Annotated in this window: 19 protein-coding genes; 9 read left to right on the top strand and 10 right to left on the bottom strand. The window is 70.6% G+C overall.

The window, feature by feature from the left end; translation table 11 throughout:
* The first annotated feature begins 84 nt into the window (after window positions 1–84).
* The 3 genes from DQW50_RS09665 to DQW50_RS09655 all read left to right on the top strand — a co-directional run bounded on the left by DQW50_RS09665 (window position 85) and on the right by DQW50_RS09655 (window position 3,145).
* Complete coding sequence (locus DQW50_RS09665) at window positions 85–657, top strand: gluconate 2-dehydrogenase subunit 3 family protein (RefSeq protein WP_112079075.1); 573 nt, start codon at window positions 85–87, stop codon at window positions 655–657.
* Entirely contained in the window at window positions 654–2,273 is a 1,620-nt protein-coding gene (locus tag DQW50_RS09660; protein ID WP_112079074.1) for a GMC family oxidoreductase, read from the top strand. The genes DQW50_RS09665 and DQW50_RS09660 overlap by 4 nt, the downstream gene beginning before the upstream one ends.
* A 218-nt stretch (window positions 2,274–2,491) precedes the next feature.
* Window positions 2,492–3,145: a dolichyl-phosphate hexose transferase gene (locus DQW50_RS09655; protein ID WP_241964388.1), complete on the top strand. Its 654-nt coding sequence runs from the start codon at window positions 2,492–2,494 to the stop codon at window positions 3,143–3,145.
* Between the two features lie 518 nt (window positions 3,146–3,663).
* On the opposite strand, the gene DQW50_RS09650 is transcribed toward DQW50_RS09655, so the two are convergent.
* The 4 genes from DQW50_RS09650 to DQW50_RS09635 all read right to left on the bottom strand — a co-directional run bounded on the left by DQW50_RS09650 (window position 3,664) and on the right by DQW50_RS09635 (window position 9,514).
* Window positions 3,664–5,919, bottom strand: coding sequence for a glycosyltransferase family 39 protein (locus DQW50_RS09650; RefSeq protein ID WP_112079072.1), 2,256 nt, complete (start codon window positions 5,917–5,919; stop codon window positions 3,664–3,666).
* Between the two features lie 19 nt (window positions 5,920–5,938).
* Complete coding sequence (locus DQW50_RS09645) at window positions 5,939–7,078, bottom strand: extracellular solute-binding protein (protein WP_112079071.1); 1,140 nt, start codon at window positions 7,076–7,078, stop codon at window positions 5,939–5,941.
* A gap of 39 nt (window positions 7,079–7,117) precedes the next feature.
* Window positions 7,118–8,299 carry an alpha-1 4-glucan-protein synthase gene (locus DQW50_RS09640; RefSeq protein ID WP_112079070.1) on the bottom strand — a complete coding sequence of 394 codons (1,182 nt, stop codon included), beginning with the start codon at window positions 8,297–8,299 and terminating at the stop codon, window positions 7,118–7,120.
* Between the two features lie 72 nt (window positions 8,300–8,371).
* Window positions 8,372–9,514, bottom strand: coding sequence for a lysylphosphatidylglycerol synthase transmembrane domain-containing protein (locus tag DQW50_RS09635; protein ID WP_112079069.1), 1,143 nt, complete (start codon window positions 9,512–9,514; stop codon window positions 8,372–8,374).
* A gap of 102 nt (window positions 9,515–9,616) precedes the next feature.
* Between DQW50_RS09635 and DQW50_RS09630 the strand changes: the two genes are divergently transcribed.
* Window positions 9,617–10,174, top strand: a complete 558-nt coding sequence (locus DQW50_RS09630; RefSeq protein ID WP_112079068.1) for a rhomboid family intramembrane serine protease — start codon at window positions 9,617–9,619, stop codon at window positions 10,172–10,174.
* A gap of 88 nt (window positions 10,175–10,262) precedes the next feature.
* Here the strand turns inward: DQW50_RS09630 and rpsJ are convergent, their stop codons facing one another.
* The 5 genes from rpsJ to DQW50_RS09600 form a co-directional block, all read right to left on the bottom strand.
* Window positions 10,263–10,571 carry a 30S ribosomal protein S10 gene (gene rpsJ, locus DQW50_RS09625; RefSeq protein ID WP_023497061.1) on the bottom strand — a complete coding sequence of 103 codons (309 nt, stop codon included), beginning with the start codon at window positions 10,569–10,571 and terminating at the stop codon, window positions 10,263–10,265.
* A gap of 3 nt (window positions 10,572–10,574) precedes the next feature.
* Window positions 10,575–11,840, bottom strand: a complete 1,266-nt coding sequence (gene tuf / locus DQW50_RS09620) for a translation elongation factor EF-1 subunit alpha (protein ID WP_112079067.1) — start codon at window positions 11,838–11,840, stop codon at window positions 10,575–10,577.
* Window positions 11,841–12,048: 208 nt separating this feature from the next.
* Window positions 12,049–13,041, bottom strand: a complete 993-nt coding sequence (locus DQW50_RS09615; protein WP_112079066.1) for a homoserine dehydrogenase — start codon at window positions 13,039–13,041, stop codon at window positions 12,049–12,051.
* The gene (locus DQW50_RS09610; protein ID WP_112079065.1) at window positions 13,038–13,649 is read right to left on the bottom strand and encodes an amino acid-binding protein; all 612 of its coding nucleotides are present in this window, start codon (window positions 13,647–13,649) and stop codon (window positions 13,038–13,040) included. The genes DQW50_RS09615 and DQW50_RS09610 overlap by 4 nt, the downstream gene beginning before the upstream one ends.
* Before the next feature lie 345 nt (window positions 13,650–13,994).
* Window positions 13,995–16,184, bottom strand: a complete 2,190-nt coding sequence (locus tag DQW50_RS09600) for an elongation factor EF-2 (RefSeq protein WP_112079063.1) — start codon at window positions 16,182–16,184, stop codon at window positions 13,995–13,997.
* Between the two features lie 185 nt (window positions 16,185–16,369).
* Here DQW50_RS09600 and DQW50_RS09595 point away from each other — a divergent pair, with 185 nt between their 5' ends.
* Window positions 16,370–17,017, top strand: coding sequence for a bifunctional 4-hydroxy-2-oxoglutarate aldolase/2-dehydro-3-deoxy-phosphogluconate aldolase (locus tag DQW50_RS09595; RefSeq protein WP_112079062.1), 648 nt, complete (start codon window positions 16,370–16,372; stop codon window positions 17,015–17,017).
* Between the two features lie 132 nt (window positions 17,018–17,149).
* Entirely contained in the window at window positions 17,150–17,455 is a 306-nt protein-coding gene (locus DQW50_RS09590) for a putative quinol monooxygenase (RefSeq protein WP_112079061.1), read from the top strand.
* Window positions 17,456–17,468: 13 nt separating this feature from the next.
* Here DQW50_RS09590 and DQW50_RS09585 read toward each other — a convergent pair whose 3' ends face one another.
* A complete protein-coding gene (locus DQW50_RS09585) occupies window positions 17,469–17,711 on the bottom strand; it encodes a ferredoxin (RefSeq protein ID WP_112079060.1) in 243 nt (80 codons plus the stop codon).
* Between the two features lie 126 nt (window positions 17,712–17,837).
* On the opposite strand from DQW50_RS09585, the gene DQW50_RS09580 reads away from it, so the two are divergent.
* From DQW50_RS09580 to cgi121, 3 genes are all read left to right on the top strand, one after another.
* A complete protein-coding gene (locus tag DQW50_RS09580; RefSeq protein ID WP_112079059.1) occupies window positions 17,838–18,092 on the top strand; it encodes a hypothetical protein in 255 nt (84 codons plus the stop codon).
* Window positions 18,093–18,491: 399 nt separating this feature from the next.
* Window positions 18,492–20,918 (top strand): ATP-dependent DNA helicase, encoded by a 2,427-nt coding sequence (locus DQW50_RS09570; RefSeq protein ID WP_112079057.1) that lies wholly within the window; start codon window positions 18,492–18,494, stop codon window positions 20,916–20,918.
* Window positions 20,915–21,463, top strand: coding sequence for a KEOPS complex subunit Cgi121 (gene cgi121, locus DQW50_RS09565; protein ID WP_112079056.1), 549 nt, complete (start codon window positions 20,915–20,917; stop codon window positions 21,461–21,463). Before DQW50_RS09570 ends, cgi121 begins: the two co-directional genes overlap by 4 nt.
* Window positions 21,464–21,557: the final 94 nt, after the last annotated feature.

Below are 21,557 nucleotides of genomic sequence, written 5' to 3'. Positions count from 1 at the left end.
CGGTTAGGGATTCCGATCCCGGCGGCGTCGAGCGTCCGACCGACTCCGACGGGTATAAGTTTTTAGGGAAGCCTAAACCGGGGTATGGAGCTGACGAGACGCGACGCCGTGGCGGCACTGGCCGCCGTAGGGGCGACCGGGGGGGTCGCCGTCGGCGTTCGTCGCGCTCGGGATCGGGCAGACGGGGCAGGAAGCGCGGCAGGCGACGCGTCGGCCGGCGGATCGTCCGATCACGACGGGGACGACGGGACGGTCCGGGCGACGATGGCCGCGGTCGCGGAGGTCGTCTACCCGGAGGAGGTCGACGGGATAGACGGGTTCGTCGACCGCTTTCTCGACGGCCGGCTCGACGGGTCCGCCCACGAGAGCGGGCTCCGCGAGGCGGTCGACGAACTCGCCGACGCCTCGCGGGCGTGGTACGACGCGCCGGTCGAGGGGCTCTCCCCGGACGACCGCGAACGGCTGTTACGCGAGGTCGGCGCCGACACCGCCGAGGAGGACCCCGACGGAACGACCGCCGAACGGGTGCGCTACTACGTCGTGAACGACCTGCTTCTCGCGCTGTACGCCTCGCCGACGGGCGGGGAGCTGGTCGGCATCGAGAACCCGCAGGGACACCCCGGCGGCGCGGAGAGCTACACGCGGGGGCCGCCGTGAGCGGCGCGGAGAGCGCGGGGACCGGCGACGACGACGTCGACCGGACCCCGGTCCCGAACGCGGACGTCTGCGTGGTCGGGGCGGGGCCGGCGGGCGCGCTCGTCGCCGACCGGCTGGCCGTCGACCGCGAGGTGGTGGTCCTCGATGCGGGCCCGCGGTTCGACCCAGCCGACCGGCTCGCCAGACAGGAACGGGCGATCCGCCCGGCGTACGACCGCCCCGACGTCTGGGACGTCGGCGGGGAGCGCGACGCCCACGCCAACTCCGGCGAGCGGTTCTACCCGCTGAACCACGCGCGGGTGAAGGGGATCGGCGGGTCGACGCTCCACTGGCAGGGGATGGTGATGCGCCTGCACGAGGACGATTTCAACTCCGGGACTGCGCGGGGCGTCGGCCCCGACTGGCCGATCGACTACGACGACCTCCGGCCGTACTACGCGGAGGCGGAGCGGGAGCTGGGCGTCGCGGGCGCGTCCGACAACCCCTACGCGCCGCCGCGGGAGGAGCCGCACCCGATGCCCGCCTTCGAGCCCTCCTACAGCGACTCGCTCTTCGCCGAGGCCTGCGAGGAGCTCGGGATCGACATGCACTCCGTGCCGAACGCGCGCAACTCGGAGCCGTACGACGACCGTTCGCCCTGCGTCGGCTACGGTACCTGTCAGCCGGTGTGTCCGAGCGGCGCGAAGTACGACGCGACGGTCCACATCGGGCGGGCCGAGTCGGCGGGCGCGACCGTGATCGACCGCGCGCCCGTCCAGTCGCTCGAACACGACGCCGACCGCGTGACCGCCGCGGTCTACGCGACGCCGGACGGGACCGAGCGCCGACAGGAGGCCGACGCGTTCGTCCTCGCCTGCGGCGGGGTGGAGACCCCGCGGCTCCTCCTGCTTTCCGACTCCGAGGCGTACCCGAACGGGCTCGCGAACACCAGCGGCCACGTGGGCGAGTTCTTCATGGACCACCTCTTCGCCGGCGCGGGCGGCACCCTCGACGAGCCGACCCGCCAGAACCACGTCGGCTTCTACACGAGCGGGTGCGACGGGTTCTACGACGACGCCGACGAGGGGCAGGCCCCGTTCAAACTCGAGTTCTTCAACTACGCCGGCCCCTCGCCGGTCGAGATGGCGCTGTCGGGCGACGACTGGGGGGACGACCTGCTCGAGCGCCTTCGGGCGGGATACGGAAACCACGTCGCGATGGGCGCGCTCGTCGAACAGCTCCCGCGCGCCGACAGCTACGTGACGCTCGACCCCGAGCGGACCGACGACCACGGCAACCCGGTCCCCGAGATCCACTGGAGCGTCGGCGACCGCGCGCTCGACACGATAGCGCGGGCGAACGAGGTCCAGGTGGCGGTCCTCGAGGAGCTCGGCGCGGAGGTCGAGTGGGTCGCCGGCCCCGACGCGACCGGCCCCGCCTACCACCACATGGGGACGACGCGGATGAGCGACGATCCCGCGGGGGGCGTGGTCGACCCGAACTGCCGGACTCACGACCTCGACAACTGCTGGATCGCGTCCAGCTCCGTCTTCCCCACCGGCGGGGCGATGAACCCGACCCTCACCATCGCCGCGCTCGCACTGCGCGTCGGCGACGACGTCACTGCGTGGCTCTGAGCCCTGTTTTAGGCGAACCTAAAAGTTCAAGTAGGTACGGCCGTTCTGACGGAACGATGAGCGAGTCAGTACACGCGACGAACGGGTCCGCGGCGGCCGTCGACGACGACGGGGCCGGCGAGACGGCGGACGTCGACGCGGCCGGTGTCGACGCCGACGGGACCACGACCGGGGCGGACCCCACGGAGCCGTACACCTTCGACGACGTGAGCGTCGTGATGGGCACGTACAACGAGGAGGAGGCGATCGGGACGGTGCTCGAGGACGTCGACCGGGTGACCGACGGGGCGGCGGAGGTCGTCTGCGTCGACGGGTCGTCGGACCGGACGCCGGAGATCGCCCGTGAGCACGGCGCGACCGTGATCGAACAGGAGCCGCAGGGGTACGGCGTCGCGGTGCGGGAGGCGATCCTCGCCCCCGACCGGCCGGTCGTCGTCACGACCGACTGCGACGACACCTACCCGATGGAGGCGTTGCCGGAGTTCCTCGCCGAGATAAACGACGGCGCGGACGTGGTGAGCGGCGACCGCCTCTACCACGGCGCGGACGCGATGCCCGCGTTCAACCGCCTCGGCAACCACGCGTTCGCGGCGCTCGCGAGCCTGCTCATGGGCGCGCGCGTCCACGACACCACCACCGGGATGCGCGCGTACCGCCGCGAGGTGGTCGAGGACATCGGCTGGACCGAGAACACCGGCCTCTCGGCCGAACTCCTGATCCGGCCGCTGATGCGCGGCCACGACGTGCGCGAGCGCCCGATCGCCTACGCCGATCGCCTCGGCGAGACGAAACTCGACCCGATCGGCGGCGGCGCGGCCATCGCGAAGTCGATCGTCACCGTCTGTCTCGAGGAGCGGCTCCGGCGGTTCTAGGGGCGCTTCGCCCTCGACGCGGTCGTCCGGCGGCGGTCCGGAGGGACGCAGTGGGCACAGTGGACCGCCGCCGGCGACGTTTTCACACCCGTGAGCGACTGCGCCGAATACTTATAAATCAACACGCGGTCGGCGCGTGCCTGCGAGCGGCCGCCTCCGGTGGCCGCGAGGAGCCCGCGCGAGGGAGCCTGCGGCCGCCGCTGGCGGCCGCAGCGAGGCTGGGGAGGCGTGAGGCGCGGGGCGGTGCTGTGCGGGACGGGACTCGAAGGGGCAGTCGCGAGGCGGGCGTAGGTGACGTAAGGACCGCAGGGAGCGAGCAGCGCGAGCGACCGAGGACCGCAGCGAACGTGCGCCCGCCTCGCGACTGGGGCTTTGGCGGTGTCCACCGCGGTAGCAATGACGTACAGCCGAGCGACTGGAGCTTTGTCGGTGCTCTCGGGGGAGTCACCCGTGTCCCGCCGAGCAGACGCGTCGTCGACGGCCGGGACCGCGAAAACGGCGGTAACCAAGCAGTCAGCCTACGAGTCGCTCCCCGCTGCGTCCGTCTCGAAGGCGACCCACTCCGGGTGCGCGTCGGGGTCGTCGGGGAGGTACGTCCCCTCGGTCCCGCACTCGGCGACGAGCGGACAGACGAAGCGCTCGGGCGGCCAGACGGCCTCGACACGCCCGTCCGTCGCCCGAACCGTCGTCTCCGTCCGGTAGGTGAACGTCGACCCCGCGGGATCGACGAGCGTCACCGTCACGATCACCTCGTCACCCGCCGGATCGACGGGGGCGGTCGCGTCGGGGGCGCCCGCCAGCCGTACGCCCTCGGGCGTCAGCGACCAGTCGGCGGTAAGCGAGCCCTCGGGATCGCGCACCTCGTACTCGGCCTCCCCGTCGCCGCGGACGGTCTCCAGTCGAACGACAGCACGCCGGACCCGGTCGGGGACGCCGACGGTCGTCTCCGCGTCGATCCGGGCGCCCTCGCGGACGTCGAGCGGTTCGAGCTTAGGGGCAACGTGCCGGTTCGGGTCCGGCGTCCACTCCCCCCGATACGCGTACCGACGAAGCTCGCGGTCGGGGTACGCGTCGATCACCGCGAAGTCCTCCTCCGGATCGCGGTCGAGCGCGTACACGACCTCGCCGTCCAGTCCGGGGGCGTTCCGGAGCGGTTGGAACGGGTGGTTGAGCCACTCGCCGTACGGCGTGGGGACGAACACGAGGTCGTCGTCGAACGTGGCCGACTCGATCGGCTCGTAGGCCGTCTCGTACTTGTCGGCCTGGTCTGCGTGCCGATCGAGCGGCGCCTCCGCCGCGCCCGCCGCGGCGAACGCGCCGCCGAGGAGCGCGAGCACCGCGACCGCGACGACGACCGCGCGCGCGGTCCCGGGCGTGGCGCGGGACGCGAGCCGAACGCGGACCCGGGCGAGCATCCGAACGGCGGCGACGACCGCGACGCCGCCGAACACCGACAGCGGCACGAGGAGGTCGAAGTGGTAGAACGGCCCGAAGCCGGCGATCAGCCCATTGGTCGGGTCCGAGAACGTCGCGAGGAGGTTGTTCGTTCCCCAGAAGAACAGGTTCCCGACGACGACGGAGACGACGACCCCGCCGAGGAGGAGCCCGGCGGTGCGCTCGAAGCGACGGTCCGCGGGCGTGTCGCCGTCGCCGTGCCCGCCGCGTCCTTCGCCGTCGCGCCCCTCGTCGCCGCCGAACACGCGCCGTCCCGACAGCCAGCGCCGCGCAGTCAGCCCACTGCCCGCGAGCGCGAGCGCCGTCCCGAGCGGCCCGGCGACGACCCAGCGTGTGGCGAGGTACCACAGCCCGTAGCCGTTCGAGCGGAGCGCCAGCGACGGCGTGTACTCCTCGCTGTGCCCGAGGATCCGGCGCTCGCCGAAGCCGGGGCCGTCCATCGGCGCGAACGCCTCGTAGGGGAAGGTCAGCGGGGAGCCGGTCATCCGGAGGTTGTACGCGAGGGTGACGCCGACGAAGAGCGTGCCGAAGAGCGCCGTGAGCCCGTGACGACGGACCGGACCGGGCAGCGGCGGAATCCCCCCGTCCCGGGTCGCGACGACCTGCCGGACCGCGACGGCGACCCGGACCAGCGCGTGGAGGATGAAGGGCGTAGCGAACAGCACCGCCGTGTACGGGCGGGCGAAGAAGGCGAGCCCGATCGCGACGCCGGCGACGCCGGCGAGCGGGAGCGACCGGGAGCGAACGCCCCGGAGGTATGCGACCGCGAAAAGCAGGTTCAGGAACGTCGTCGGCGCGTACGGGAGGAACACCGAGGAGGTGACGATCGCCAGCGGCGAGGCGACGAAGCAGACGGCGGCTGCGAGGCCGACCCGCCGGTCGAAAACGGTCGACCCGAGCAGGTACACGAGGAGGGCGTTGCCGGCGGCGACCGCCGCGAGCGTCACCCGGGGCTCGCCGAATAACGCCAAAGAAACCGCGTACATCGCGGCGGGGACGGGGTTGTACTTCGGGTAGAGCCGGCCGCCGTCCTCGACGAAGAACCACGGACGGACCGCGTCCGCCAGCGGGCCCGCGTGGATCTCGAGCTGGCCGGAGAGTAGCATCACAGCCTGCGTGAGGTACACCCCCTCGTCGTGGTTGACGGAGTGATACCGGAACAGCGTCGTCGCGATGACGAACGTGAGGACGCCGGTCGCGACGACGACGAGGACGACGGCGAGCGTGAGACGGTCCGCCCGGGCGATCCGGGCCCGGCCGCGGCTCGCGAGGCGACGGACGAACGAACGCGGGCCGGAGGGGCTCGAACGGGACGACACGGGAGCGGGAGCGTGAGGTCTATACCTCGACGCCGGCGTCGCGCATGAGGTCGATCGTCGTCTCGAGGTCCGACAGTTCCGTCAGGTCGAGGTCCGGCACGTCGAGCTCGTCGATCGTCGGGAGGTCGCCGATCGGCTCCACGTCGGGGATGAGCGGGTACTCGAAGGTCGTCCGGGCGAAGTAGTCCTGCGCCTCCGCGGACAGCAGGTGGCGGACGAAGTTCTCCGCGAGCGTCGCGTCGCTCGTCGTGTCGACGACGGCGGCGCCGGCGACGTTGAACACCGCGCCCGCATCGCCCTCGGTGAACGCGGTCTCGATCGTCGCGTCCGGGTTCCCGTCGAGGACGCGCTGGATGTAGTAGTGGTTGGTGAACCCCGCGTCGATGTTGCCGTCGCCGACCTCCTGACAGACGCGGAGCTCGTCGCTGTACGCGTTGATCCCCGACTCCACGATGGCCTCGAGCCAGTCGCGGGTCGCCTCTTCGCCCTCGATGAGCCGCATGGAGGTGACGAACGCCTGACAGGAGCCGTAGGAGGGCGCCCAGCCGAGGTCGCCGTCGAACTCCTCGGGGAAGGCCATGACGTCGCTTGGAACGTCCGACGCGTCGTACTCGCTACCGTCGTACGGGACGCTCCGGGCCCGTCCGGACGTCCCGACCCACTGGTCGGTCCGGAACTCGGACCGGACCAGATCGAGGATCTCCGAGGGGAGCGACCGGGTTCTCCCCTCGCTCGCGAGCGCGCCGAGCGCGCCCGAGTTGACCGAGTAGAACACGTCGGCCGGGGAGCCGTCCCCCTCGTTGGCGATCTGGTTCACGAGGTCGGTGGAGCCGCCGTACCGGACGGTCAGGTCGAGGCCGTCGTACAGGTCGTCGATGTAGGAAACGAGGTCGCCGACGAGGAACTCCCCGCGGCCGGAGTAGACGGTGAGTTCGCCCTCCAGTTCGGGCATCTCGCCCATCGGCGTGCCACCGGGGAGCCCGCGCCCCTCGCGGCCAGAGCCGATCTGGCCCGTCGATCCGGTCGTCGCGTCCTCGACGTCGTCGCCGATCCCGAGGAGACCGAGACACCCCGACGTCCCGAGCACGCCGACCGCGCCCGTCGCAGCGAGGAGTCGCCGTCTGTCGATCCCGTCCGAAAGGTCGTGGTTTCGAGTCATATGTTTTAGGCTAACCTAAACAGTCTTATTCGTGTCGGTTCAGTCGTCGGCGACCGCCGGCGTCCGCCGGATCGCGTCGAGGCAGTCGAGCCAGTCGCGCATGTACTCGCCGCAGTGGTTGAGGAACGCGCCGTTGTTCCACTCGGAGAAGTCGCCCTCCGCGAGCGCGTCGGCGGTCGCGGCGAAGACGGCCGCGTACGAGTCGGCGTCGTCGCCCGCCTCGTCGACGACCTCCCAGACGTGTTCGTTCAGCTCCAGCCCCGCCACCTCGTTCGCGAGGTCGTCGAACGTCGACCGCGGGGCCTTGTTGTGTTCACACAGCGGATCGCCGTTGTAGATCCGCTTGCCCAGCACGTCGCAGGCGCGCTTCAAGAACAGCCCCGACCAGATGTCGTCGAAGCGGCCCACGTCCCACTCGTTGTCGTCCATCGGCAACTGGTAGAACGCCGGGATCACCTCGCGGCGGAACGCGAGGTTCATCGAGCAGACGGTGAGGTAGTTGCCGCGCGCGGCGACGAAGTCCTCGCCGAAGTCGTCGGCGGTCGTCCGGGTCTGGGCCTGTCCCTCCAGGTCGCCGTCCATCAGGATCCGGACCGCGTCGAGGTCGGGGACGTTCGTCCACAGCCCCTGGGAGGCGACGACCTCGCCGGAATCGACCGCGACCGTGTCCGTCTCGACCGTCTCGCCCATCGCCGAGTAGGGGTACCCGCGGGGGTACAGCCCGTGCTCGTCGGCGCGCTCGTAGAGTACGTTCACCCAGTTCTCGTCCGACCGGACGCGCGTCACCTCGCCCTCGAACGCGAGGTTTGCCATGTGGCGGCCGAAGTAGTCCATGTCGTCGTGCGGGAGCGTGTCGTCGTCGATGAAGACCCCGTACTCGAACCTGGGGTTCGCCCACATGTACAGCAGGCCGAAACTCGTCTCGGCGTGGCTCGCAGTGGGGACGACGTGTCCGTACTCCGTGACCCCGTTGTCCGCGTACCACTCCTCGCGCCGCGTCCCGTCGAAGACCTCGCCGGAGACGTCCAGACCGTCGAGCATCGCGCGCATCTCCTCGACCTCACAGAAGTCCTCGGTGACCAATACGAAGTGGAGCTGAGAGACGTCGAACCCGTGCTCGCGGGCGTTCGCGACGTACTCGCGGAGACACTCGTACTCGCGGATCGTGGGAACGATCACGCAGATGTCCCCGTTCGCGGCTGATGGTCTGTGTTCTACCATACTCCACACTTTTTAGGCTGGCCTAAAAAATTGACGATTCGTCGTCCGACGCGGCACCCCCGTCGTCGGCGTTCACCGCGAATCGTCGGTGATACTGCCGCCGTCGGCCTGTACCGAAGGGGTCGGCTCGCCGTCCGCCGCGGTGCTCGCCGTGGGCGCGAGACCGAGCGCGAGCGCCGCCACCCCGCCGCCCGCGAGCGTGACCGCGTTCTTCAGCGCGTGGTCGAGGATCGCCGCCGCGAGCGCCGTCTCGGCGGGCAGCCCCGTCGTACCCACGACGAGACCGGTGAACGCCGCCTCGTAGAGGCCGATCCCGCCCTGCGAGAGCGGGAGCACCTTCGCGAGGTTGCCGACGCTGACCGCGAGCGTCCCGACGACGAGTAGCGTCGGCGTCGGGACGATCCCCCCGATCCCACCCGTGAGCGCGGCGAGCACGAGGACGGCCGTGAGGACGTCGAGCGCCCAAACGACTGCGCTCCAGAGGAACACCGTACCGAGGCGTCGGGGGTCCGCCCCGACGACCCGGACGGACGAGCCGAATCGGACGACCGCGTCGACGGCCCGCGAGAGGCGCGGCCGCGAGACGCGGGCGCGGAGCGCGGGACCGAACCGCCGGTCGCTACGGGCGACCGCGACCGCCGCGACCGAGAGGGTTCCGGCGACGGCGGCGATACCGGCCGCGGCCGCGAGCGCGGTCGACGGCGCGATGGCGCCGACCGACTCGCCCGACCTGGGCGACCGACCGGTCAGGAGCAGGATGCCGAGCGCGACGCCGCCGAGGGTGCCGATCGCCACGAGGTCGAACGCGCGCTCGACCGCGAGCGACGCGACCCCCGTCGGGTACGGCACGTCCCGACGCTCCTTGAGCAGGTACGCGCGGACCGCGTCGCCGGCCCGCGCCGGAATCACGAGGTTCGCGGTCTGGCTCGAGAACACCGTCGCCGTGAGGAATCCGACCCGGCAGCGCCGCCCCATCGCCGCGAGCACGTCGCCGTACCGGCGGCCGCGGATCGGCCACGAGAGGAGGTAGGCGACGAGCGCCGCGACGAGGAGCGTCGGGTTCGCGGTCGCGGCCGCTTCGACGACGGCGGCGAGGTTGAGCGTCCGCGTCAACACCACCCCGCCGATCGCGAGGACGAGGACGGTTCCTGCGATCGTGAGCCACCCCCGAGGGAGACGGTCACGGAGTCGAGCGACGGTGAGACGCGGGTTCATACAATTGTTTAGGCCGACCTAAATTATTTAACGCTGGCGATTCGCGGAGGCGCCCCCGGCCCGGACACACGCTTTTCACCCCGCGACGCCAACCTCGGTCCGATGCGTGCCACCGTCGAGACGCTCGCGGTTGCCCTCCTCGTCGGCGCCGTACAGACCGTTCTCGGCGTCGTCGGCCTCGTCGGGCTGTTCGCGCTGTCGACGCCGCTCTCCGCCGCGCCGTGGACCGTCGTCACCAGCGTGTACGCGCACGGTTCGATCGGCCACCTGCTGGCGAACGCGCTCGCGTTGCTCCTCGTCGGCCCTCTCGTCGAGCGCCGGACGACCCGCTTTCGATTCCACGCGTTCGTGGTCGGAACCGGCGCGCTCGCCGGGATCGCACAGGTGACGCTCGGCGGCCTGTTCGGGCCGCCCACGGCCGTGTTGGGACTCAGCGGTGCCGTCTTCGCGCTCGGCGGCTACCTCCTCGCCGGTAACGTCGCGACCGCGACGCTCTTCGACCGCCTCCGTCTCTCCTCGCGCGCACAACTCGCGCTGTTCGGTGGCCTCGCCGTTCTCCTCACGCTCGCGACCGCCGCGCCCGGCGTCGCGCTTTTCGCCCACGCGACCGGGGCGTTCTGCGGACTTTTCGCCGGGCGAGTACAGCTACTGACGAGGTGATTCCTTCAGCCGTGCCGCGATCGGCGGCGGCGACGCTGTCGGGCGGAAAACGGAAAATCGAGAGCGTGGCGCGAACGCGCCTTAGCGCTTAGTCCTCGAGAACGATCTCGATGCTGACGTCGTTGGGCACCTGGACGCGCATGAGCTGGCGGAGCGCGCGTTCGTCGGCGTCGATGTCGATGAGCCGCTTGTGGACGCGCATCTCCCAGTGCTCCCACGTCGCCGTCCCCTCACCGTCCGGGGACTTCCGTGACGGGATCTCGAGCGTCTTCGTCGGCAGCGGGATCGGGCCCGACAGGGCGACCCCCGTCGAGTCCGCGATCTCGCGGACGTCGTCGCAGATGGCGTCGAGGTCCTCGGGGCTGGTACCGGCGAGGCGGACGCGTGCCTGCTGCATCGATTATCGCTCGTTGACTTCGAGCACTTTCCCGGCCGCGATGGTCTGACCCATGTCGCGGATGGCGAAGCTACCGAGTTCCGGGATCTCGCCGGACGGCTCGATGCTGAGCGGCTTCTGCGGGCGAACGGTGACGACCGCGGCGTCGCCCGACTTGATGAAGTCCGGGTTCTCCTCGGCGACCTCGCCCGAGGAGGGGTCGATCTTCTGATCGATGGACTCGATCGTACAGGCGACCTGCGCCGTGTGCGCGTGGAAGACCGGGGTGTAGCCGGCGGTGATCACGCTGGGGTGCTGCATGACGACGACCTGCGCCGTGAACGTCTCGGCGACGCTCGGCGGGTCGTCGGCGGGACCACACACGTCGCCGCGACGGATGTCGTCCTTGCCGAGACCCCGGACGTTGAACCCGACGTTGTCGCCGGGCTCGGCCTTGGGGACCTCCTCGTGGTGCATCTCGACCGTCTTCACCTCGCCGCCCACGTCGGACGGCTGGAAGGAGACGTTGTCGCCCGTGTTTAAGATTCCGGTCTCGACGCGTCCGACGGGGACGGTCCCGATACCGGAGATGGTGTAGACGTCCTGGATGGGGAGCCGGAGCGGTGCGTCCGTCGGCGGCTCGGACTCGGGCAGCTCGTTGAGCGACTCCAGCAGGGTGGGGCCGTCGTACCAGGGCGTGTTCTCGGACTCCTCGGCGATGTTGTCGCCCTCGAACGCCGAGATCGGCACGAACGTCGTGTCGTCGGTCGCGAAGCGGACCTGGTTGAGGAGCTGTTTGACCTCCTCGACGACGTCGTCGTAGGAGGACTCCTGGTAGTCGACCAGGTCCATCTTGTTGACGCCGATGATGAGCTCGTTGATGCCCAGCGTGCGGGCCAGGAAGACGTGCTCTCGGGTCTGGGGTGCGACGCCGTCGTCGGCCGCGACGACGAGCACCGCGTTGTCGGCCTGCGAGGCGCCCGTGATCATGTTCTTCACGAAGTCACGGTGGCCCGGGCAGTCGACGATGGTGAAGTAGTACTTGTCCGTGTCGAACTCCTGGTGGGCGATGTCGATCGTGACGCCACGCTCGCGCTCCTCGGCGAGGTTGTCCATCACGTAGGCGAACTCGAAGCCGCCTTTGCCCTTCTCTTCTGCTTCCTCTCGGTGCTGCTCGATTACGTGCTCGGGGACGCTCCCCGTCTCGAAGAGGAGTCGACCCACGAGCGTACTCTTGCCGTGGTCGACGTGGCCGATAATGGCCAGATTCTGGTGCGGTTTGTCACTCATGGGGTAATCACGCGCTAAGGCGCTCTGTGAGTACGTTTTCGGTCGATTCCACTAAAACGGTTTCGATACGACTCACAGGCGAGAGCGCCGCCGTCCGGTGATTCCCGTCATCGAGGGTCACGGGATCACGACACACGGACGGGTGGATCGGCGGGTCAGCGTGGAACGGTTCGCGCGAAAACGCGCGTCTCGCGACGCGCCCCGGAGTTCACTCGAGCCGGCCGACGTCGCCGAGGACCGCGCTCGCGGTCTCCGGACCGCCGGCGCCGTGGCCGGAGATGTTGAGCCGACCCGCGTGCGTGGTCTCGAGTTGAACGATGTTCTGGGTGCCCGAGACCGCGAGCGTCCCGTTCTCGGGGACGAGCCGCGGGGCAACCTGTACCGTCTCGCCCGTCGCCTCGCCGATCAGCCGGACGGTCCGGCCGTCCTCGGCGGCGAGCCGGAGCACGGAGCCGGGAACGTCGCGGATCCCCTCCACCGACGCGTCCGCGAGGGAGAACTCGCGGGCGTCGGCCGGGTCGTCCACAGCGCCGAACGAGAGCACGTTCGCGAGGATGACGCACTTGAGCGCGGCGTCGGTCCCGTCGACGTCGAAGGAGGGGTCCGCCTCCGCGACGCCGAGGTCCTGTGCCTCCGAGAGCACGTGGTCGTAATCGAGCCCCTCCGCGGCCATGCGCGTGAGGATGAAGTTCGCGGTCCCGTTGAGCACGCCACGCACCGCGGTGACGTGGCTCGGCTCGATGTCCTCGACCGTCGAGACCGCCGGGATCGCGCCGCCGACCGTCGCCTCGAAGCGCACGTCGCCGGCGCTGTCGGCCGCGAGCGCCCGGAGGTCGCCGTACCGCTCCGCGACCGGGCCCTTGTTCGCCAACACGACGTGACGGTCCCGCTCCAGGGCGGTCCGGACGTGCGAGAAGCCGGGTTCGGCGTCGCCGAGCGTCGTCGGCGTCGCCTCGACGAGGACGTCGTAGTCGGCTGTGAGCGCGTCCGCCGGGTCGTCGTCGCCGACGATCCCGCGTTCGGCCTTGCGGGCGACCACCGCGTCCGCGTCGACGCCGACCGCCCCGCCCGAACCGTCGGTCCCGTCCGCGACGACCGCGCTCGAGGAGTCCGCGACGGCGACGACCTCGTGGCCGTGTTCGCCGGCCAGCTTGACGACGGAGCGGCCGACCGCGCCCGCGCCGATCACGGCGAGCCTCACGGCTCCACCCCCGCGAGCGGCGCGACGACGCGGAGGTCCTTCTCCTCCGCGATCTCGCGGACCGCCGCGACCGCCTCGCCCGTCTCGCCCGACCGTGCCTCCAGCCGGAGGCGGGCGCTCGAGACCTCCTCGGTCCCCTGTGGGGCCGCGAGCGACACGTCCGCGACCGACGTGGACGCGGACGCCTCGATCCGCGAGAGCGTATCGGAGAGGTCGGTGTCGATGAGGTGCCCGAACAGGACGAGCGTGATCTCCTCGGCGTACCGCTCCGTGCCCGCCTGCATCACCGTGATCCCCTCCGCGCGGAGCGCCTCGACTATCCCCTCGAAGCGCTCGGTCGTCGCCTCGAAGTCGACCTCGACCGGGATCCGCCCGCGCGGGGTCTTGTTCCCGCGCTCGTGGTAGATGGACAGCAGGTTCCCGCCGTTGTTCGCGATGGGCTGGAGCGCTGCCAGTAGCTGTCCCGGCTCGTCGACGAGTTCGAGGCGAACCGTGTGCGTCGAGGGCGTCGGGTCGTGGCCGCCGTCGGCTGCCGGGTCGGTGGGTCCCTCGTCCGTCGCGTCCCCGGTGACCGCCTCCTCGGGCGCGCCGTCCCGGCTGTCGCTCACGCGATCACCCCCACGGAGGTCGGGGCGTCCGGCCGGCACGTCCCTGTCGGCGCGGAGCGGCCGCTTTCTGGCTCCGTGCCGATGCGCCGAGCGGGAGTCGTGCCCGTCTGCATACTCGAAAGGAGTCGGGGGGATCGGTATAAGCCTTCGGCGATGGCAGTCGTTGCCTCCGAGACGGACGCGAACACGTCACACGGGACCACGAGGCGCGCGACTACGAGATACGGGACCACGAGGCGCGCGACTACGAGATACGGGACCACGCGACGAAATGGGGAGGAAACCGGGAGGGAAGAACGAGGACGAAACGCGGGGACTGCCGGTCACGAACCGCGAGCAGTCGACCTAGATGTAGTCGATCGAGGGCGGGAGTTCGAGCTTCATGCCCTTGCGCTCGCGGATCTCCATGATCTTCTCGCGCTGGAGGTTGTCCACGAGCACGCGGAAGCCCGCGTTCTCCGTATTCCAGGAGGCGCGGCCCTCGGTGGCCGACCGGATGTCGGAGGAGAAGCCGATCATCTCCTCGACGGGCGCGATGCCCTCGACGACCATGAGGTCACCCTCCTGGTACATGTCGTCGACGCGGCCGCGGCGGCCCTGGATCTCGCCGGAGGCGGCACCCATGTGCTCGCTCGGCACGTCGATCCGGACGTCCTGGATCGGCTCCAGCAGGCGCACCTCGCCGTCGATCAGCGCGCGGTGGACCGCGTCGCGGACGGCGGGGATGACCTGTGCGGGACCCCGGTGGATGGTGTCCTCGTGGAGCTTCGCGTCGTGGAGCCGGAACAGCGACCCCTGGACCGGCTCGGCGGCCAGCGGGCCGTCGTCGAGCGCCTCCTGGATCCCCTCCAAGACGAGCTCCATCGTCTCGTTGAGGTGCTGGATACCCTTCGTGTCGTCGATGAGGATGTTCGTCCGGTGGATGTCCTCGACGTTCTGGGAGGTGTCCTTGTCCATGCCGGCCTCCTGCAGCGCCTCGCGGCGCTCCAGTTCGGGCATGTCCATCGAGACCTCGCCGAGCTGGATGGCGTCGACGATCTCCTGGGCCATCGGCTCGACCGTGAGGTAGAACTTGTTGTGGCGGTTCGGCGAGACGCCCTCGACCTCGCGGGACGCCTCCTGGGGCTGTTCGCGGTAGACGACGATGGGCTCGCCGGTGATGACCGGGATGCCCTGGTTGTCGCGGATCCGCTGGGTGATCACTTCGAGGTGGAGCTCGCCCTGTCCGCTGATGAGGTGCTCGCCGGTGTCCTCGTTGATCTCGATCTGGATCGTCGGGTCCTCCTTGGCGACCTGCTGGAGCGTCTCGATGAGCTTCGGCAGGTCGTCCATGTTCTGGGCCTCGACGGACTTCGTGATGACCGGCTCGGAGATGTGTTCGATCGACTCGAACGGCGTCATCTCCACGGAGGAGACGGTGGAGCCGGCGATGGCGTCGCGCAGACCGGTGACAGACGCGATGTTCCCGGCCGGGACGTGTTCCACCTCCTCGCGTTCGGAGCCCATGAACAGCCCGACGCTCTGGATGCGGTTCTTGCCCGCGGTGCCGGAGACGTACAGCTCCTGGCCCTTCTCGAGCGTGCCGGAGAAGACGCGGCCCGTCGCGATCTCGCCCGCGTGCGGGTCCATCGAGATGTCGGTGACCATGAAGACGACCTCGCCGTCCTCGTCGACCATCCGCATCGTGTCGGCCAGCTCGCTCTCCGCGTCACCACGCCAGATGCGCGGGACACGGCGGGGCTGGGCGTCGACCGGGTTCGGGAAGTGCTCACAGACCATGTCGAGCACGACGTTCGACAGCGGGGTCCGCTCGTGGAGCTCGTCCCGTTTGTCCGCCTGTTCGAGCTCCATTATGTCGCCGAAGTCCATGCCGGTCCGCTGCATCGACGGCATCGAGACGCCCCACTTGTACAGCGCGGAGCCGAACCCGACCGTGCCCTCCTCGACGGAGACGGTCCAGTCGGTCGGGATGTCGTCCATGTTCTCGGCCATCCCGCGGATGAGTTCGTTGACGTCGGCGATGACGGCGAGGAGCCGCTCTTGCATCTCCTGGGGGCCCTCCTGGAGCTCCGAGATGAGGCGGTCGACCTTGTTGATGAAGAGCGTCGGCTTCACGCCCTCGCGCAGCGCCTGTCGGAGCACCGTCTCCGTCTGGGGCATCGCGCCCTCGACGGCGTCGACGACCACGAGCGCGCCGTCGACCGCGCGCATCGCGCGGGTGACGTCGCCCCCGAAGTCGACGTGGCCCGGCGTGTCGATGAGGTTGATGAGGTGGTTGGTGTCCTCGTACTCGTGGGTCATCGAGACGTTCGCCGCGTCGATGGTGATCCCGCGCTCCTGTTCGTCCTCCTTCGTGTCCATCGCCAGCTGCTCGCCCGCGGTGTCCTGGGAGATCATGCCCGCACCCGCGAGCAGGTTGTCGGACAGCGTCGTCTTCCCGTGGTCGACGTGGGCGGCGATGGCGATGTTCCGGATGTTCTCCGGCTCGTCCATCAGCCGCTCGCACTCTTGAACGATCTTCTTGCGTCGGCCCATTATACCGCGTGTTACCGACAGCAGGGTCAAAAGGGTAGTGTTTCGCTGCGGCCGTTTCGGCGCGAACACACCCGATCGCCGCCGATTTCGTGCTCATCGCTCGCACGATCTCGGTCCCCGTCCGCCGCGCCGCCAGCGTCGCCCACGCCGGGCGGATTTAAGTGAACGCTCGGGAACGGGGACACATGAACGAGACGTTCTCGCGGATCGTCGAAAGCGGCGTCGTCGCGGTCCTGCGCGGAGTCCCGGCCGACCAGCTCATCGGGATCGCCGAGGCGCTCGAGGCGGGCGGCGTCACCGCCGTCGAGGTCACCGCCGACACGCCGAACGTCGGCGACCTCGTCGGGGAGCTCGCCGGGTCGTTCGCGGACGACGAGGTCGTCGTGGGGGCGGGCACCGTCCTCGACGCCGAGACCGCGCGGACCGTCCTGATGGCCGGCGCGGAGTTCGTCGTCTCGCCGAGCCTCCACGAGGACGTCATCGAGACGTGCAACCGGTACGGCGCCGTGAGCGCGCCGGGCGTGATGACGCCGACGGAGGCGGTCCGCGGCTACGAGGCCGGCGCGGACTTCGTGAAGGTGTTCCCCGCGAAGACGCTCGGCCCGGCCCACGTCGGGGCGATGAAGGGCCCGCTCGGCCAGATCCCGATGATGCCGACGGGCGGCGTCGGCCCCGACAACGCCGCCGACTTCGTCGACGCCGGCGCGTTCGCCGTCGGCGCGGGCGGCGCGCTCGTCGACTACGACGCGGCCGAGCGCGGCGACTACGAGGCCATCACCGAGACCGCCCGCGAGTTCACGCGGATCGTCGAGGAGGCGCGCGCGGAGGAGTGACAGAGGGAGGCGCGCGCGGAGGAGTGACAGAGGGAGGCGCGCGCGGAGGAGTGACAGAGGGAGGCGCGCGGGAGGAACGACCTACGGCGACCGGAACGTTTTCGGAGCCGTGCCTGGACACGTCGATCCGTCATGATCGTGCTCCACGCGGTCTTCCCGATCGAGGCGGACCGGCTCGACGAGGCGCTCGACCATGCGAAGACCCTCGTCGAGGAGTCGAACCGGGAGGAGGGAACGATAGCGTACCGGGCAGCGACCGACGTCGAGGACGGGACGACGCTCCGCTTCTTCGAGCAGTACGAGGACGCGGCCGCGTTCGAAGCCCACACGGAGACCGACCACTTCCGGGCGTTCGAGACGGCGTTGCCGGACCTGCTCGCCGGCGAACCGGAGGTGCTCCGGTTCGACGTGGAGTCCGCGGAGGAACTCGACCTCTGAGGAGTCGCTGTGGCTACACCACCCGTTCGCCGTCGTCGTCGTAGACTTCGATGGCGTCGACGGGGCAGACTCGCGCCGCGAACTTCGCGTCCAGCTCCTCGCCGTCGGGGACGTCGACGACGAACACGTCCTCGTCCCGCTCCTCACTGCCGACGAGGTCCGCCTTCCCGTCGTTCAGGTCCTTCTCGAAGCCGTCCCACTCGGCGACACACTGGTACATCCCGATACAGGTGTCCCGGTCGAATTCGACGCGCATACGACGGATAGGCGAAGCGGGTACAAAGCGGTGGCGGGGTCGAACCGGGGCGGTGGCGGTGTCGAACCGGGACGGTGGCCGTGGTCGACCAGCCGGTTTAAGCACGGGGCAGACGAGGATCCGGCGATGACCGTAGTCTGGCTCGTCGACCGACAGTTCGACTCGAAGGGGCTCGTCCGGCTGACGTACGCGACCGAGGACGGCGAGCGCGTCCACACGAAGGAGCTGGCCGAACAGCGGCTGGTCACCGGCGACGGGGTGACCGCCGGCCGCGACGTCGACGAGGACGCGCTCGGCGAGGCGTCGGCCGAGGACGTCGAGCGGTTCGCTGTCGAGGCGTCGCGGATGGCCGTCGAACACGACCTCGACGACACGGTGTGAGGGGGCGACGGTACGGAAACGGGGCTCTCCGGCTCGGCTCGGACCGGATCCCGTGAAAGCGATCTCTCGAACCGAACACCGCGGGAGTCACCCTCCCGAACCGAACACCGCGGGAGTCACGGGCGCGGTGACTCCGCGTCCGCCCCGCCCCGCGCCTCACCCCTCCCCAGCCTCGCAGCGGCCGCGCCGCCGGACCGCGTGGCGGCGCGGCCGCTGCTCCCTCGCGCGTTCCGCTCGCACTCGCCTGAGTGCTCGCGGGCGCGCGCCGGGACGAATGTAGGGAGGTTGTCGTCGGCCGGGGGGTTGTCGTCGGCCGGGGGGTTGTCGTCGGCCACGAGGGGTTGTCGTCGGCCGTCCCCTTCCGACGGTTTAAATCGGGTCGGCGACCAAGGGACGCCAATGCAACCGACCGCCCTCTCCGGGCTCCCCGCGGGCGTCGGCGAGGCCCTCGAAGCCGAGGGCGTCGCCGACCTGTATCCGCCCCAGGAGGCCGCCGTCGAGGCGGGCGTCCTCGACGGCGAGAGCCTCGTCGCGGCCGTCCCCACCGCCTCGGGCAAGACGCTGATCGCCGAACTCGCCATGCTGTCGGCGATCGAACGCGGCGGGAAGGCGCTGTACATCGTCCCGCTTCGCGCGCTCGCCAGCGAGAAGAAGGCGGAGTTCGAACGCTGGGAGGACCACGGGATCACGGTCGGCGTCTCGACGGGCAACTACGACTCCGACGGCGACTGGCTCGCGAGCCGCGACGTCATCGTCGCCACGAGCGAGAAGGTCGACTCGCTGATCCGCAACGGCGCGCCGTGGATAGACGACCTCACCTGCGTCGTGAGCGACGAGGTCCACCTCGTCGACGACGCGAACCGCGGCCCGACCCTGGAGGTCACCCTCGCGAAGTTGCGAAAGGTGAACCCCGGCCTCCAGACCGTGGCGCTGTCGGCGACCGTCGGCAACGCCGACGTCATCGCCGACTGGCTCGACGCCGAACTCGTCGAGTCGGACTGGCGGCCGATCGACCTCCGGGTCGGCGTCCACTTCGGCAACGCGGTCGACTTCGACGACGGGAGCAAGCGTGAGGTGCCCGTCGACCGCGGCGAAGAGCAGACCGCCCGCCTCGTCGCCGACGCGCTCGACACGGAGGAGGACGGCCAGGGCGGCTCCTCGCTCGTGTTCGTCAACTCCCGCCGGAACGCCGAGTCGTCGGCGAGGAAGCTCGCGGACGTGACCGGCCCCCGGCTCACGACTGCGGAGCGCGATCGGCTCCGGGAGTTGGCGGAGGAGGTCCGCGGCGTCTCCGACACCGACACCTCCGAGGACCTCGCGGACGCGGTCGAGCGGGGGTCCGCCTTCCACCACGCCGGGCTCGCGGCCGAACACCGGAGCCTGATCGAGGACGCGTTCCGCGACCGGCTGATCAAGTGCGTCTCCGCGACGCCGACGCTCGCGGCCGGGGTCAACACCCCCGCCCGCCGGGTGATCGTCCGCGACTGGCGGCGCTACGACGGCGAGTTCGGCGGGATGAAACCGCTCGACGTCCTCGAGGTCCACCAGATGTGCGGCCGCGCCGGCCGCCCCGGGCTCGACCCGTACGGCGAGGCGGTGCTGCTCGCGTCCGACGCCGACACCAAAGAGGAGCTGTTCGACCGGTACGTCTGGGCCGACGCCGAGCCCGTCCGCTCGAAGCTCGCCGCCGAGCCCGCGCTCCGGACGCACGTGCTCGCGACGGTCGCCTCCGGCTTCGCCTCGACCCGCGGCGGCCTCCTCGAGTTCCTCGACAACACGCTGTACGCCACCCAGACCGACGACGCGGGTCGGCTCGCCGCGGTCACGGACCGCGTCCTCGAGTACCTCTCGGTCAACGGGTTCCTCGATCGCGACCGCGAGGGCGGAACCGAGTCGCTCTCGGCGACGGGGATCGGCCACACGGTCTCGCGGCTCTACCTCGACCCGATGAGCGCGGCGGAGATGATCGACGGCCTCCGGGACGCGTGTGCGACCGAGGAGGACGGCGCCGGGACGACCGCCGGAGCCTACGAGCGCACGGTCCCCGACGACGAGGACGACGGGAGCGACGAGCCCGGGTTCGGGACGTACAGTCGCGTTGACGGGGACGCCGCCACCGACGACGTCGCCCCGGAGATCACCCCGCTCGGCCTCTATCACCTGGTGAGCCGGACGCCCGACATGTACGAGCTATACCTGAAGTCCGGCGACCGCGAGCGGTACACCGAGGTCTGTTACGAACGCGAGGCGGAGTTCCTCGGTACCGTCCCCTCGGAGTACGAGGACGTCCGCTTCGAGGACTGGCTCGCGGCGCTCAAGACCGCCCGCCTGCTCGAGGACTGGGCCGACGAGGTCGACGAGGACCGGATCGCGGAGCGCTACGGCGTCGGCCCGGGCGACATCCGCGGGAAGGTCGAGACCGCCGAGTGGCTGTTGCGCGCGGCCGAGACGCTCACAGCCGACGTCGACGGGGTCGACGGCGACGCGGTCCTCGCGGTCCGACGGGCCAGGAAGCGCGTCGAGTACGGCGTCCGCGAGCAGTTGCTCGACCTCGCCGGCGTGCGGAACGTCGGGCGGAAGCGCGCGCGGCGGCTGTACGAGGCGGGCGTCGAGACGCGTGCCGACCTCCGGGAGGCCGACAAGGCGGTCGTGCTCGGCGCGCTCCGCGGCCGCGAGCGGACCGCGGAGCGGATCCTCGAATACGCCGGCCGCGAGGACCCCTCGATGGACGGGATAGACGCGGACCGGTCCGCCTCCGCGGCGGCGACCGCCGGGAGCGCCGACGGCGACGACGAGGGACAGGCCAACCTCGGTGATTTCCGGTGAGCGGGCCGACTCCCGAGACGCGTCTCGTCGAGGGGCGCCTCGTCGTCGACGACCTCGACGCGTTCCTGGCGTCCCTCGAGTCGATCCGCGAGGAGACCGGCGCGGTGGTTCAGGCGTTCGACGCCGACCGCGTCGTCGACGGGGCGCACCTCCGACGCGCGACGCGGCTCGCCGCCCGCTCCATCGCCCGGGGCGAGGCGGTCGCGCGCGACCCTGCGGTCGAGATCCTGGTGTACGCCGCGGGTCGCCGCCAGATCGATCGCGCGCTCGACCTCGGCGTCTCGTCGGGCGAACGGCGCGCCGTCCTCGTCGTCGCCGATTTCGGGGGCGTGCCCGGTTCGGAGTGTCCCGTCGCGGACCTCGAGGCTGCCGTCGAGTCGGTCGAGGGCCTGCTCGTGTCGGGACCGGAGCCGACGCTCGGCGAGTTCGACGCCGGGGCGGTCCGCGACTACTACGGGGTCACCGACCGCGAACTCGACGCGACCGACGGCGACCTCGCCGACATCGTTCACGAACGCGTCGCGTTGCTGGACGTCGAGAAGTGAGCGTCCGGATATCGCCGCTCCGCCGCCCACCGCTCCGCCGCCCACCGCTCCGCCGTCCGACACCCCACGTCCGACGGCCTCCCCGTCCGAGTAT

This window comes from Halorubrum sp. 48-1-W, assembly GCF_003287355.1.
Taxonomy (GTDB): Archaea; Halobacteriota; Halobacteria; order Halobacteriales; family Haloferacaceae; genus Halorubrum.
This window is presented reverse-complemented; position numbering and strand designations above follow the sequence as displayed.

Coding starts and splice junctions, on each gene's coding strand:
- DQW50_RS09640 (WP_112079070.1), bottom strand. CDS start 8,299: ATGGTAGAACACAGACCATCAGCCGCGAACGGGGACATCTGCGTGATC.
- DQW50_RS09585 (WP_112079060.1), bottom strand. CDS start 17,711: ATGCGCGTCGAATTCGACCGGGACACCTGTATCGGGATGTACCAGTGT.
- DQW50_RS09665 (WP_112079075.1), top strand. CDS start 85: ATGGAGCTGACGAGACGCGACGCCGTGGCGGCACTGGCCGCCGTAGGG.
- DQW50_RS09645 (WP_112079071.1), bottom strand. CDS start 7,078: ATGACTCGAAACCACGACCTTTCGGACGGGATCGACAGACGGCGACTC.
- DQW50_RS09580 (WP_112079059.1), top strand. CDS start 17,838: ATGACCGTAGTCTGGCTCGTCGACCGACAGTTCGACTCGAAGGGGCTC.
- DQW50_RS09600 (WP_112079063.1), bottom strand. CDS start 16,184: ATGGGCCGACGCAAGAAGATCGTTCAAGAGTGCGAGCGGCTGATGGAC.
- DQW50_RS09590 (WP_112079061.1), top strand. CDS start 17,150: ATGATCGTGCTCCACGCGGTCTTCCCGATCGAGGCGGACCGGCTCGAC.
- DQW50_RS09570 (WP_112079057.1), top strand. CDS start 18,492: ATGCAACCGACCGCCCTCTCCGGGCTCCCCGCGGGCGTCGGCGAGGCC.
- tuf (WP_112079067.1), bottom strand. CDS start 11,840: ATGAGTGACAAACCGCACCAGAATCTGGCCATTATCGGCCACGTCGAC.
- DQW50_RS09655 (WP_241964388.1), top strand. CDS start 2,492: ATGGGCACGTACAACGAGGAGGAGGCGATCGGGACGGTGCTCGAGGAC.
- DQW50_RS09630 (WP_112079068.1), top strand. CDS start 9,617: ATGCGTGCCACCGTCGAGACGCTCGCGGTTGCCCTCCTCGTCGGCGCC.
- rpsJ (WP_023497061.1), bottom strand. CDS start 10,571: ATGCAGCAGGCACGCGTCCGCCTCGCCGGTACCAGCCCCGAGGACCTC.
- DQW50_RS09635 (WP_112079069.1), bottom strand. CDS start 9,514: ATGAACCCGCGTCTCACCGTCGCTCGACTCCGTGACCGTCTCCCTCGG.
- DQW50_RS09595 (WP_112079062.1), top strand. CDS start 16,370: ATGAACGAGACGTTCTCGCGGATCGTCGAAAGCGGCGTCGTCGCGGTC.